Annotated in this window: 9 protein-coding genes; 5 read left to right on the forward strand and 4 right to left on the reverse strand. The window is 59.2% G+C overall.

The window, feature by feature from the left end:
• The first annotated feature begins 333 nt into the window (after positions 1 to 333).
• Together AB7S84_RS09180 and AB7S84_RS09185 are read left to right on the forward strand one after the other, a co-directional pair.
• Positions 334 to 807 (forward strand): CBS domain-containing protein, encoded by a 474-nt coding sequence (locus AB7S84_RS09180; protein WP_428154036.1) that lies wholly within the window; start codon positions 334 to 336, stop codon positions 805 to 807.
• A 16-nt stretch (positions 808 to 823) separates the two neighbouring features.
• Entirely contained in the window at positions 824 to 1,207 is a 384-nt protein-coding gene (locus tag AB7S84_RS09185; protein WP_428154038.1) for a YajD family HNH nuclease, read from the forward strand.
• 36 nt (positions 1,208 to 1,243) lie between these two features.
• Here the strand turns inward: AB7S84_RS09185 and AB7S84_RS09190 are convergent, their stop codons facing one another.
• The gene (locus AB7S84_RS09190) at positions 1,244 to 2,317 is read right to left on the reverse strand and encodes a TIGR00266 family protein (RefSeq protein WP_020875032.1); all 1,074 of its coding nucleotides are present in this window, start codon (positions 2,315 to 2,317) and stop codon (positions 1,244 to 1,246) included.
• Between the two features lie 280 nt (positions 2,318 to 2,597).
• On the opposite strand from AB7S84_RS09190, the gene AB7S84_RS09195 reads away from it, so the two are divergent.
• The 3 genes from AB7S84_RS09195 to AB7S84_RS09205 are packed head-to-tail and all read left to right on the forward strand — an operon-like array spanning position 2,598 to position 8,185.
• Positions 2,598 to 5,591, forward strand: a complete 2,994-nt coding sequence (locus tag AB7S84_RS09195; protein ID WP_020875031.1) for a PEP/pyruvate-binding domain-containing protein — start codon at positions 2,598 to 2,600, stop codon at positions 5,589 to 5,591.
• A 47-nt stretch (positions 5,592 to 5,638) separates the two neighbouring features.
• A complete protein-coding gene (gdhA, locus tag AB7S84_RS09200) occupies positions 5,639 to 6,988 on the forward strand; it encodes an NADP-specific glutamate dehydrogenase (protein ID WP_020875030.1) in 1,350 nt (449 codons plus the stop codon).
• 3 nt (positions 6,989 to 6,991) lie between these two features.
• A complete protein-coding gene (locus AB7S84_RS09205) occupies positions 6,992 to 8,185 on the forward strand; it encodes an amidohydrolase family protein (protein WP_428154042.1) in 1,194 nt (397 codons plus the stop codon).
• On the opposite strand, the gene AB7S84_RS09210 is transcribed toward AB7S84_RS09205, so the two are convergent.
• From AB7S84_RS09210 to AB7S84_RS09220, 3 genes are all read right to left on the reverse strand, one after another.
• Positions 8,164 to 8,712, reverse strand: coding sequence for an epoxyqueuosine reductase QueH (locus AB7S84_RS09210; protein ID WP_428154044.1), 549 nt, complete (start codon positions 8,710 to 8,712; stop codon positions 8,164 to 8,166). The two genes, AB7S84_RS09205 and AB7S84_RS09210, sit on opposite strands and share 22 nt — an antisense overlap.
• Entirely contained in the window at positions 8,709 to 9,326 is a 618-nt protein-coding gene (locus AB7S84_RS09215) for a Maf family protein (RefSeq protein WP_428154046.1), read from the reverse strand. The genes AB7S84_RS09210 and AB7S84_RS09215 overlap by 4 nt, the downstream gene beginning before the upstream one ends.
• A 122-nt stretch (positions 9,327 to 9,448) precedes the next feature.
• Positions 9,449 to 13,048 (reverse strand): AAA family ATPase, encoded by a 3,600-nt coding sequence (locus tag AB7S84_RS09220; RefSeq protein WP_428154048.1) that lies wholly within the window; start codon positions 13,046 to 13,048, stop codon positions 9,449 to 9,451.
• Between the last annotated feature and the right edge of the window lie 112 nt (positions 13,049 to 13,160).

Genomic DNA, 13,160 nt, shown 5'->3' on the forward strand with positions numbered 1-13,160 from the left:
TGCAACCGTCGCGCGTCGATCCCGGACGTTATGGCAGAATTTGGTGGATGGATCAATACCGAATAGAGGCTGAAGACTGAAGGCTGAAGACCGAAGGGGGACCAAAGCGCCATTCGTCACAAACGCACCCCTTCAGCCTTTAGCCTTTCACAACGGCGACCTGGAAGCGGTGCCGGCACCGGCTCATGAATACCCACAGTCGGATGCCATATCAAAAAATGACCATACCCAAACGATGCGAAATTTGCTATATTTTACTGTAATAAAATGCCGGGGCTTTTTGCGGAAGGCATGTTTTTTTGCGGAATATCTCAAGAGCACAGGGAGCGTATCATGACATTGTTTGCCAAAGACATCATGGTGACCAATTTTGACAAGGTCCACGAGCATGCACCGGCCGGGGAGGCCATTCAGAAGATTATGCAGGGAAAGGTCAGGGAATCGGGCTACAAGAGCGCAAGCCTGCTGGTGGTAAACGCCCACAAGGAATTGGCCGGCGTCGTAACGATGTTTGACATCCTTTACCACCTGCGGCCGAGCTACCTGAACCAGGGCATCAGCGGAGAAGAAATCTCATGGGAAGGCCATCTGAGATTTCTCGTTCAGAGGCTCGGGGAAAAGACCGTCGAACAGGTCATGAGCAGAAACGTGACGGCCGGATCCCCCAACGAGCATATCATGGTGCTTCTGGATCGGATGATCAAGAACAAATACCGACGGCTGCCCATTACGGAACAGGATAGGCCCATCGGGATCGTTTACCTGGAGGATGTCTATTATCATCTCTTCAGAGAAAACAGACAATAGATCGGGAGGCGTCCTCATGACTTTCAATAAAACATCGGCAAACCGGAAGGATGCGGGCAATGCCTTTGCCGAGGCCAGGCGAGAGCAGGCACAACGGGAAAAGACCTACCGGGAGCGCGCCCTCAAACTCTTTCCCTGGATCTGCGCGCGATGCGGACGGGAGTTTTCGGGTAAACGGCTCCGGGAGCTCACGGTTCACCATCGGGACCACAATCACGACAACAATCCGCCCGACGGCAGCAACTGGGAGCTCCTCTGCCTCTATTGTCACGAAAACGAGCATTCCCGGGGCCTGGAGGCGGAATGGCACGACGGCCCCACACCGGGGGAGGGGCAGGAACCTTTTTCCACCCACAAGCCTTTTGCGAATCTGGACAAACTCCTGAAAGGCAAAAAATAGCCGCGGCGGGAAAAGGCCCATGGACCCGCCGCCGGATCAGCGGTTGTCGCCGTCGATGAGATTGCCCAGCCCGCCGAGAATGGAGCCCTCACCCCTGCTGCCGCCCCGCTGCGGCGCCGCCTGAAGCATGCGGCCGGCCAGGCGGGAAAACGGCAGGGATTGCAGCCAGATCCTGCCCGGTCCCCCCAGCTTCGCAAAGAAAAGCCCCTCTCCCCCGAAAAGCGCTGTCTTGATGCCGCCGGCCTGCTGAATATCGAATTGAACGCTCGACTCGAAAGCCACCACGCATCCGGTATCCACATGAAGCGTTTCACCCGGTTCGAGACGCCTTTCCACCACGGTGCCGCCGGCATGAATGAAGACCATGCCGTCTCCTTCCAGCTTCTGCATGATGAACCCCTCCCCGCCGAAAAGGCCGGTCAGGATTCTTTTCTGGAAGTAGATGCCGATGCTGACCCCCTTGGCGGCGCACAGGAAACTGTCCTTCTGACAGATGAGCATGCCGCCGACCGTTGCGAGGGAGACGGGAAGGATATTTCCGGGAAAGGGTGCGCCAAAGGCGACGTGGGCCTTGCCGTGACCCTTGTGGGTGAAAACAGTCATGAAAAGGCTCTCACCGGTAAGGAGGCGTTTCCCGGCGCCCAGAAGCTTTCCCATGAGCCCGCCTCCGCCGCCGGAAGGGCCGGAACCGTCGCCGAAGACCGTCTGCATATCGACGTCGGGGGATTTGTACATCATGGCACCGGCCTCCGCCACTGCGCTTTCTCCGGGGTCCAACTCGATCTCGACAAACTGCATTTCAGCCCCGAAAACGGTAAAGTCCACCTCGTCGGCGCTCACGGGCACCGGAGCGGACCGCTTTTCCACGCGCTCGGGCACGGCGGCACGGGCGGGTCCGGGAGGTGAAATGCCGGGCGGGGGCGCGGACGGTGACGGCATGGCATCGGCGACACCACCGAGTTCGGGGATCCGGTCGATGGGCAGCCATTCCGAAAACCCTTCCCGCCACGCATAACCTTCCCCGCCGCGCATCTCGATCTGAAACCTCGCCTTGACGTCGTCAAACGGACCTGTCTGTTCTCCATTGTAACTCAAATACCATTCCGTCATCTTTCAAGTCTCCTCGTCTCCACAATTGTTCCCCAAAAGGAATGAAAATCCGGCGTTTCTTTTCTTGCGGTTCCACTCAAATGATTGTATTATGCCTACTTTTGTCAGTTTCGATTGATGATGCGTTTTTGTCTGATCGCATCGATAACGATAGTCTCAACCTTCGCGCTCCTGACCGGCGCATCACCGTCGAGGGTTGAAAATTGGTGAAGAATATGTTGATTTTTCCACGAGGGTGTCAAGTGCAAAATCCCGCGGCAGGGAAAATCCGGAGGAGGATATGGAGGCTCCGAAAAACTCGTTTGCCAGCGAGTTCTACGCGCGTTTCAAGGTGTTCCACGAACTCATGGCCTTCAAGATTCGGGAGATTATGCTGGTCTCCAGCCCCTACGACGCATTCATCATCGAGGAAGACGGGAGCCTGGCTTCAAGAATTATCAATGAATACAGTGGACTGAATCTCAGTATGCCGCCGCGGGTCACCCGGGTGTCATCCCCCCGCGACGCCATAGAATTGATAAAACGAAAGCGTTTCGACCTGATCATCACCATGCCCCACCTGGATGAGATGGCCCCGTCCTCGCTGGGAGCGGCCGTCAAGGCGATCCACCCCCAACTCCCCGTCATTCTTCTCGCTCACAATGCACGGGACGTCATCCGACACGAAGGACACGCGCTCTCCACGAGCATCGACAATGTCTTTGTCTGGAGCGGAAACTCGGATCTGCTGCTGGCCCTCGTCAAGAATGTCGAGGACGGCATCAACGCGGATGCCGACACCCGGCGGGCCATGGTCCGGGTGCTCGTTCTCGTGGAAGACTCCCCTGCCTATCGGTCCTCGTTTCTGCCCCTGATTTACAAGGAAATCGTCAATCAGACCCAGAACATTCTGGAAGCCGGCCTCAACGAGGAACACCGGCTCCTGCTCATGAGGGCGCGGCCCAAAATTCTCCTTGCGGAAACCTACGAGCAGGCGATGACGATTTGCCAAAAATTTCGAGACTATCTCTTCGGGGTCATCTCCGACGCCCGCTTTCCCCGGGAAGGGCGTCTCGATCCCCAGGCCGGTCCCGTCTTTTTGTCCTGGATTCGAAGGGAGATCCCTGATCTTCCCCTGCTCATGCTCAGTTCGGAGCCACAAAACCGGAGCGTGGCCGAGGCCATACCAGCGGTCTTCATCGACAAAAACACCGCCAATCTGCACACCGAGCTGAGGGATTTTTTTCTCAATCATTTAGGGTTCGGGGACTTCGTTTTCCGAATGCCCGACGGCTCCGAAATCGACCGGGCCGACAGCCTGCAGACGCTGAAAGCCAAACTGCCTCACATCCCGGACGCCTCGTTGATCTACCACGCCGACCGCAATCACTTTTCCAATTGGATCATGAGTCGATCCGAGATCGTCCTGGCATCCAAATTCCGGGTCGTCCACACCCGGGATTTCAAGAACGCCGACGAGCTGCGAAGCTATATCGTTTCAAATGTCCAGGCGCTGTTGATCTGGCAGCAGAGAGGCGTGGTGGCCCAGTTCAAGCGTGACCGGTTCGACGCGGACATCATGGATTTCGTCAAGCTCGGCGGCGGGTCTCTGGGCGGAAAGGCCCGTGGGCTGGCGTTCATGTCGGCGCTGCTGCAGGAACATCCCGAGATTCATGAAAAATACCGGAACATCAACATCAAAATCCCCAAGAGTCTCGTGATCACCACCGAAGGGTTCGAGGATTTTGTGACCCGGAATCGGCTTCGACATCTGACGGAGGACCGCTACACCGATGAAGAGGTGCGCGCAGCCTTTCTCGATGCCGCCATGCCGGAATGGCTCCTGGACGATCTCAGGGCCTTTCTGGGGCAGGTGAACATGCCGCTCTCGGTCCGGTCGTCAAGCCGGCTCGAGGACGCCCATTTTCAGCCTTACGCCGGACTCTATGAAACCTACATGCTTCCCAACAACCACCCCGACGGATCAGTTCGGTTCGATCAGCTGGTCAGCGCCGTCAAACGCGTGTACGCCTCGACCTACTTTGAAGGGCCGAAGGCGTTCTCCAGGAGCACCGCCAATCAGCACAACGAAGAGGCCATGGCCGTTATCATCCAGGAGGTGGCCGGTGCCGGTTATGGCGATTACTTCTATCCAACCCTTTCCGGCGTCCTCCAGTCCCACAATTTCTACCCCGTCTCCCATATGAAGCCTGAAGACGGCATCGCCCACATTGCCCTGGGGATGGGGAAGACGGTGGTGGAGGGTGAAAAATCCCTTCGCTTCTCGCCTAAACATCCCGGCATTCTACCCCAGTTTTCCTCGGTGGACGAGATCCTGGCCCATTCCCAGCGGTATTTTTATGCCCTCAAAACCCGGCCCCGGAAACGGGATATCAATTTCGACCGGTATGCCAACCTTGTAAAAAGGGAGATCGATGATGCCGAGGATGAAATCCCGGTGAGACTCCTGGCCAGCACCTATATCCCCGAGGAGCACCGGATCCGGGATTCAGGCGTATTCAACGGCCCCAGGATCATGACCTTTGCGTCCATTCTCAAGCACAAGCGATTTCCGCTGCCCGAGATTTTAACGGACTTTCTCGAACTCGGCCGAAAGGCCCTGGGATGCCCCGTCGAGATCGAATTCGCCGTGAACCTCGATGCGGATCATCGGCATTCTGAAAAAAGAGACGTCTTCTATTTTCTTCAGCTGCGGCCCATGGTATCCGTCCAGGACACTCTGGATGTTCAGATCAGCGAGGAGGATGTCCGGAAAGCGTTCTGCGTCTCCCATCAGTCCCTGGGAAACGGCAGGAACGACGAGATCCGCGACATTGTTTACGTCAAACCCGAAACGTTCGATCCCGCCAGGACCTTCACCATGGCCGAGGAGGTCGGCAACATCAATGCGGTTCTGCTGAAGGAGAAGCATCCTTACCTGCTGGTGGGGCCTGGACGGTGGGGGTCCTCCGACCGCTGGCTGGGGATACCGGTACAATGGCGCCATATTTCGGGCGTTCAGGCCATTGTGGAGCTCAGGAATGAACACCTCCGCGCGGATCCCTCCCAAGGGTCCCATTTCTTTCAGAACATCACCGCGTTGGGGATCTACTATATCACCATAACCGAAGGGAGCGAAGACCGGTTTCGCGGCAAATGGCTCGACCGCCTTCCCCCGGCCCATGAAACACCCCACCTCCGCCATGTCCGCCTGTCTGAGCCCATCAGCGTGAAAGTGGACGGCAGGAGCGCTCGGTGCGTCATGATGAAAACATCGTCGGGCGGCGCTCGGTAGCGCCGCTCATCATTTTAATCTGGAGTTGAACGACGTATGGAGGTTGAATGAACGACATATTGACATTGATCAAGGAAAAGGATCCGGGACAGAAAGAGTTTCATCAGGCCGTTCAGGAGGTAATGGAAACCATCCGACCGGTTCTAGACCGCAATCCGGAATATCGTCAGGCCGCTATTCTGGAGCGGATCGTCGAACCCGAGCGAACTATCATGTTCAGGGTACCCTGGATGGACGACCAGGGACAGGTCCGGGTCAACAGAGGGTTTCGGATCGAGATGAACAGCGCCATCGGCCCTTACAAGGGCGGCCTCAGGTTTCATCCTTCCGTCAACCTCAGCATCCTCAAATTCCTGGCCTTCGAGCAGGTCTTCAAGAACGCGCTGACAACCCTGCCCATGGGCGGCGGCAAGGGCGGATCGGATTTCGATCCCAAGGGGAAATCCGATATCGAGGTGATGCGGTTCTGTCAGAGTTTCATGGCCGAGCTCTACCGCCACATCGGCCCGAACACCGACGTGCCCGCCGGAGATATCGGCGTGGGCGCCCGGGAGATCGGATATCTCTTCGGCATGTATAAAAAACTGTCCAACGAGTTCACGGGTGTCCTCACCGGCAAGAGCATCAACTGGGGCGGAAGTCTCATTCGGCCCGAAGCCACAGGCTACGGTGCGGTCTATTTTGCCGCGGAGATGCTGGCGACCCGGAACAAGGACCTGTCCGGCAAGACCGTTCTCGTCTCCGGGTCGGGCAACGTGGCGCAGTTCACCGTCGAGAAGCTGATTGAACTGGGCGCAAAGGTGGTCACCCTCTCCGATTCTTCGGGAAGCATCTACGACGAAGAAGGAATCGACAAGAACAAGCTGGACTTTGTCAAACGCCTCAAAAATGTTCGCCGGGGGCGGATCAAGGAGTATGTAGAAAAATATCCCGGTGTTGTTTACACGGAAGCCGATCCTGCCAAGGGGTGCAATGCCATCTGGGATCATCCGGCCGACTGCGCCATGCCCTGCGCCACCGAGAACGAAATCAACGAAAAAGATGCTGAAAATCTGATCAGAAACGGCGTTTTCCTGGTGTGTGAGGGAGCCAACATGCCCTCGACCCCCGATGCCGTCAACATCTTCCTCGACCGAAAGATCCTCTATGCGCCGGGCAAGGCCTCCAACGCCGGCGGGGTCGCCGTATCGGGCCTCGAGATGTCCCAGAACAGCATGCGCCTCAACTGGCCGCGTGAAGAGGTTGACGATCGACTCAAGATCATCATGAAATCCATCCACAAGACCTGCCTCGATGCCGCAAAGGAATACAATGATCCTGGAAATTACCTGGCCGGTGCAAACATCGCCGGTTTCGTGAAGGTGGTCAATGCCATGCTCGACCAGGGAGTTGTGTAAGGGATGCGGATCCATGTCGGCCGATTGATCGACGGCACCGGCGCCGCTGCGTCAGCCGATCAGGTGATCACGGTCGAAAACGGGGTCATTCGGGACATTCGGGATGCCCGCGAGGCGGAGACGTTCGCCGATCCGGCCCGCCGATGTCTCGATTGGTCCCGTTACACCGTCCTCCCGGGGCTGGTGGATGCCCACTGTCATCTGTTCATGTCGGGAACCGCCGACCCGGAGGTTCGACACCGCCAGCTCGCGGCCGACTTCGAAGAGATCCGACAGGCGATCGCCGGGCATCTCGCCCGGGCGGCCGCCCATGGCGTGGTTGCCGTGCGGGACGGGGGGGACTACGGCGGCCACGCCCTCCGGTACAAGACCGAAGAGGCCCCGGCAATACCGGCCGGGATGACCGTCCGGGCTGCCGGGCGGGCCTTTCGGGCGCAGGGGCGCTACGGGCGTCTGATCGGCCGTCCGCCCCTGCCGGGGCAGTCCCTTGCAGAGGCGATCCGGGAAATGACGGCACCGGTCGACCACGTCAAGATCGTCAATTCCGGATTGAACAGCCTGGTCCATTTCGGACGGCAGACAGCCCCCCAGTTCACCCTGAAGGAGCTGCGGGCCGCAGTGGCGGCTGCCCACGCCAGGGGGCTCAAGGTCATGGTTCACTGCAACGGCGAAACGCCGGTGGCGATTGCGGTCGAGGCCGGCTGCGATTCGGTGGAGCACGGATTTTTCATGGGGGAGGAGAATCTCCGGCGCATGGCCGACATGGGCACGGTGTGGGTGCCCACGGCCGTCACCATGAAGGCCTATGCCCGTATGCTGCCCCAGGACGCGCCCGAGGCGGCGACGGCCATGAGGAACTTCCGGCATCAACTTGCACAGATCCGCCTCGGGCGGGACCTGGGGGTGCGCATCGCCGTGGGCACCGATGCCGGAAGCCTGGGGGTGCACCATGGGCAGGCCGTGGGGGAGGAGCTCGGGATTCTCACGGCGGCGGGCTTTTCCATCGAAGGCGCCCTGGCCTGCGCGATAAGGGTGGGGGGCGACCTCCTGGACCTTCCCGGCAACCGTGAGATCCGTGTGGGGAACCCGGCGCGATTTATCGCAGTGGAAGGTCCGCCGGATCGTCTCCCGGAAATATTGTCCACCAGTCGGCGGTTCGACGGTTCTCTGGATCCTCAGGAGCGTTTTTTGCGATAGCGCTCCGCTTCGCTGTAGATGCAGCCGCAGTATTGCTGGCGGTACATTCCCAGACGTTTCGAGGCCGCTATCCCCTCTTCCCAGCCCTCCCGAAAGTCATGGTAAAAAAAAGGCACACCCGTCGATTTGGCCAGGGATTCACCCATGGCGCGGATCACGTCGTGCTTCTGGTACCGGCTGTAGAGCAGCGTGCTGGTAAAAAAATCGAAACGGCCCCGCCTGGCCAGAAGGGCCGTGCTCTTGAGACGGTCGTGGTAGCAGTACCGGCAACGGTCGGCCTCCCGGAAGACGACGCTTCTCAGGAAGCCTTCAAGGTCGTAATCCTTCTGGTGGATGACCTTGAACCCCGCGGTTTCGGCGTATTGGTCAAGGGTTTCGCGACGCCGGCGGCATTCGGTGTAGGGGTGGATGTTGTGACCGTAGTAAAACCCCATGACCGTCATCCCGGCCTCCCGCAGCACCTGGACCGGATAAATGCTGCAGGGGCCGCAGCACATGTGAACGAGAATGCGTTTTTCCGCCGTCACGATGATGCGCCTTCACTGCCTTCCAGAAAAACGGCGCCCTCCCGGATCAACGCTTCGATCACCTCGCACACCGGCAGCCCGACGACATTGGTATAGGAGCCGTTGATGCTGCGGACGAGAAAGGTGCCGAGGCCCTGAATGGCGTAGGCGCCGGCCTTGTCGAAAGGTTCGCCGGTCTGGATATACCACTCGATCTCCGCTTCGGTGAGTTCCTTGAAGCGGACGTCGGTCCTCACGGCCTCCGTAATCATCCGACCTGCGGCACGGCAACAGACGGCATACCCCGTGTAGACCTGGTGGGTTTGTCCGCTGAGGCGGCGAAGCATCTCCCGTGCCGCCGTCCTGGACGCGGGTTTGCCCAGGACGGCGCCCTCGATGAAGACGATGGTGTCGGCACCGATGACCCAGGCCTCCGGACGGCGAACGGCAATCTCCTCGGCCTTGGCGAGGGCCAGCGTCTTGACGTAGTCGCCGGGATCGGTCAAGGGAACGGCGCTTTCATCGAAGGTGCCGGGAATCACCTCGAACACGAGCCCGGCCTTGCGCAGCAGATATTTACGGCGGGGGGACCGGGAGGCCAGAATCAGATGGTGTTGTTTTCGTGTGGACGGCATGTCGGACTTTTAACAGATCCCGGGGGCTTTTTCAACTTTTAGAGGCTGAAGGGGTACGTCTTCGGCAAATGGGGTTTTTGTGCCCCCTTCAGTCTTCAGCCTTTTTCCGTCACCGTGCGGCATCACGAGGCACTGGGCGCGTCAACAGGTCTTTCCTTCGGCAGCACTTCCAGGCGGGTTGTGCCGTCCGGCTCCGGTATGACCTGGATTTTCGTCTGAAATTCATCGTCGAGGCGGCTGACATGAGAGATGACCCCCACCCTTTTGCCGTTGACCTTGAGGTGTTCGTTGAGGGTGTTGATGACCTGGGTCAGGTTCTCGTCGTCGAGATAACCGAAGCCTTCGTCGATGAAGAGCGACTGGATCTTGCGGGTGCCGTTGGTGAGGTCGGACAATGCCAGGGCCATGCCGAGGCTGATCACAAAGGTTTCTCCCCCTGAAAGGCCTTCTACGGGCCGGCGAATCCTCTCACCGTTCCGCTCTCCGACGGCGGCGACCTCCACCTCGATCCCGAAGGGGTCCTTTTCCGCCTGGCAGATCCTGTATCGCCGGGCGTTCAGCATCCCCACGTATCCGCCGGCTTTTTCCAGGAGCTTCTTGAACATCTCTTCGTGGAAGTCCCTTCTGACCTCTGCATCGTCTCCGGAATCGATGGCGAGTTTGAGGGCGTTCAGCGCGTCACAGCGCTTTTCCAGGGCCTCCAGTTCCTTGCGTGCAGCCGTGTATTCAACTTTGAGGCGCTTCGCTGCCGCTTCTCTTTCCGTGAGACGATCGAGATCGTCTTTCAACCGGGAGAGGGCTTTTTCCGCATCATCCATCGCGAGTTCAACCTCGGCGGCGGACCGGTCGGAAGGGACCGCCTCTTCGGAAATCCTGATTTTTTCAATGGTGTTGCGGCAGGATCGGATCTCCGCTTCGACCTGGTGGACATGGGTCTCGATAATCGCTTTTTCTTCTTCGGAGATAAAGCTCTCCCGCACCTCGTCCAGGTTTCTGAACACCGACGCGGCGATGACCTTGTTCTTGAGGATCCTTTGGGTGGTGTCTCGGGCGGTGACGGCCCGACCATGAGCATCCCGCGCTTCCGCCAGAGCCGCTTCCGCTGCCGTAAGAGCCGCCTCGGACGTCTGAATTTCCGAGAGAATCCGCTCTTTTTCAGCGGTCAGGGCCGCGATCTCATCCGAAAGGGCCGCCTTCCTGCGCAGGGGATCGTCCTCGCCAAACCGTTTTTGCCGATCGGTCTTCAGCTGATTCAGATGCTTCTGGCGCTCCTCGATCTCGCCTTCCAAGGCTTCGGCCTCGGTTTTAAGGGCTTTTACGGCATCGGGCAGGCGGCGTGCGCGGTCCGCGAGCTGTTCGCCCTCCTCGATGAGCGCGGTCCGCCGGTTTTGCCGGGCCCGATATTCATCCAGCCTCGCCATGAGATTCAGGATGAAGGCATCCTCCGCCCCCCGCCGGGGCACATCCGCTTCGAAGGGCGCGACGGCCGATGACAGAGATGCGGCCAGCTCCTCCTCCTGACGCGTCAATTCGGCCGACGCCTGTTCGATGGACGACAGCAGCTTGCGGTGAAGGGTCATCTCGCCTTCCTGCTCTTCGAGCATCGACTGGCGCTCCCGCATCCTTTCCGCTGCGCTCTCCACAGCCTGGGTCATGCGTCTCGTCCTGCCCTCGCGGCGTTTGACGACCTTGAGCGCTTTTTTACCCTGCCGGACCTCCTGCCGAAGGTCCCGAAGCGCCTGTTTCGCAGCGTCGACATCCCCTGTCGGCCAGTCGTATCCGCTCTCTTCCAGCAGCTCTGTCCACTGGGCGCCGTAGCTGTCCATGCGTGACAGGCGTTTTTTCAGGCCCTTGATTCGGCTGAAGAGTCTGTTCCGGGCCTTCAACATCTTCCGGAGCTCTTTTTTCATGCCCTTGAGCGTCCTGCGGGCATTTTTGGCATCCGTTTCATCAGCGGCATAAGGGTGGTCCAGGGAACCGCACAGTGGACACGGGGAGCCGGCCGTCAGTTGGGAGCGCTCCTCGTCGAATTGGATCTTCTTCTCGAAATTCACCATGGCCGTCTGTCGGGACGCAAAGGTGTCGTCCAGCGCTTCCAGCTCGGCTTCCTTTTGGCGGAGCATCTCTTCGACGGAGGCGCCGTTTCCGGACATCTGTCTCTGATACCGCTTGGCCGTCCTGAGGAGCAGCTTGACGTTTTTGAGGCGGCGGATGTTCTGCTGAACCCCGATTTCGAAATCCTCGGGGGATTGATCGGCCAGGATCGCGGCGGCGGTCTCCTCCTGGCCGGCCTTGCGGGCTTTGAGGACCTCCACCTTCTTCAGGCTTTTGGCGTGGGACGCCCGGGCCTTTTCCAGAAATTCCCGGGCCGATGCCAGCTTCTGGAGCGACGCCTGCCGTTTGGCGTCCTGCTGTTGGATCTTTTCCCGAACGACCTTCAGGCGGGTTACGGTATCCTGTATGCCGGGTGAAGCTTCCCCGAGTGTCTCGACGACGGCATGTTTTTCCAGCCATTTTTCCGTTGCCGCGAGATCCGATGCGTTCCGGTCGATCTCGTCCCTGATTCCGGCCTGGGCCTGAAGATTTTCTTTCCGTTCACGTTCTATGGCTTCATATCGATCGACCTGTTCCCGAAAAGCATTTGCAGCGGCCTCGATCTCTTTGTCCACGGCAAGCGCCGCTTCGAAAATATCGGCGTCCGCAGCGATCCGGCGTTCGGCTTCGTCCAGGGCCTGCCGGTTGCTCCGGTCTTTTTCCGATAGGGTGGCGATCTGCTCCCGGTAGGCTTCGACGGACGCGGTCAACGTCGAGAAGCGTTTCTCCGCTTCGGCAGCGGCAGATACCTGGGCCTCGTAGGTTTCCAGATCCGCCTGAAACCCCGCCGCCGCCCTGGCCCGCTCGAGCCGGTCGATCTCGTCCCGCAGGGCCTCCTTGCGGGCGAGCGCGCTGCTGAGAGCGATCTGGTTGTCCTGATAGACCTGCCGATCGCGTTCCCGGCGTCGGATCCGATCCTGCTCCTCTTTAAGCGCGTCACGCTTCGCCGACGCCGAAAGATAAGCGCTTTCGGCGGCTTCGAGTTCTTCCCGCAAGACAGCGTCCGATTCGGGAACGGGCATCCCGGCAAGGGTCTCCTTTTGAACGATGAGACGCTCATTCTCGCTTTCGGCCGCCTTCAGAATATGCTCGCAGTGCTCCTGATAGGCTTCCTTGCCGACGATCTTGTCGATCACCTCCACCCGCTCGTTGGAAAGGGCGTGAAGAAAGGCGGCGAATTCGCCTTGAGGGAGCAGCACCGAGCGTGAAAACCGCTTGAAGTCGAGACCGGTCAGGCGGCCGACTTCCTCCCGCACCGAGTTGACCGTTTCCTTGAGCAGCGTCTCGTCACCGTTGATACCGGCAAGCTGCATCGCGGTCTGCACGGCCCCGTTCACGCGCCGGGCCGACCAGCGGGACCGGTAGCACCGCTCATCGAGCGAAAAGGTCACCTCGGCGAAACAATCCGAGGCCCGCCGGGTCATCACCTGTTCGCTCCGCGCCTTGAAGCGAGGGGTCTGGCCGTAAAGGGCCAGGCAGATGGCATCGAGAATCGTACTCTTTCCGGCACCGTTGGGACCGGTGATGGCGAATATCCCCACTTCGTTCAGCGGCGGCTTTTCGAACGCGATTTCATGCTCTCCCGCCAGTGAATTGATGTTTTTAATGCGAACGTTGAGTATCTTCATGGAGGCCCCTTTTGCCGTTGCCGTAAAATTAAGCGATGCTTCACCATGACTTATAGCAAAACCGGGGCGCTTATACAAGATTCCCTTGCTTGACACCGCGGCTTCGTTTCCC

Source organism: Desulfococcus sp. (assembly GCF_050178255.1).
In the GTDB taxonomy this organism is placed as follows: domain Bacteria; phylum Desulfobacterota; class Desulfobacteria; order Desulfobacterales; family Desulfococcaceae; genus Desulfococcus; species Desulfococcus multivorans.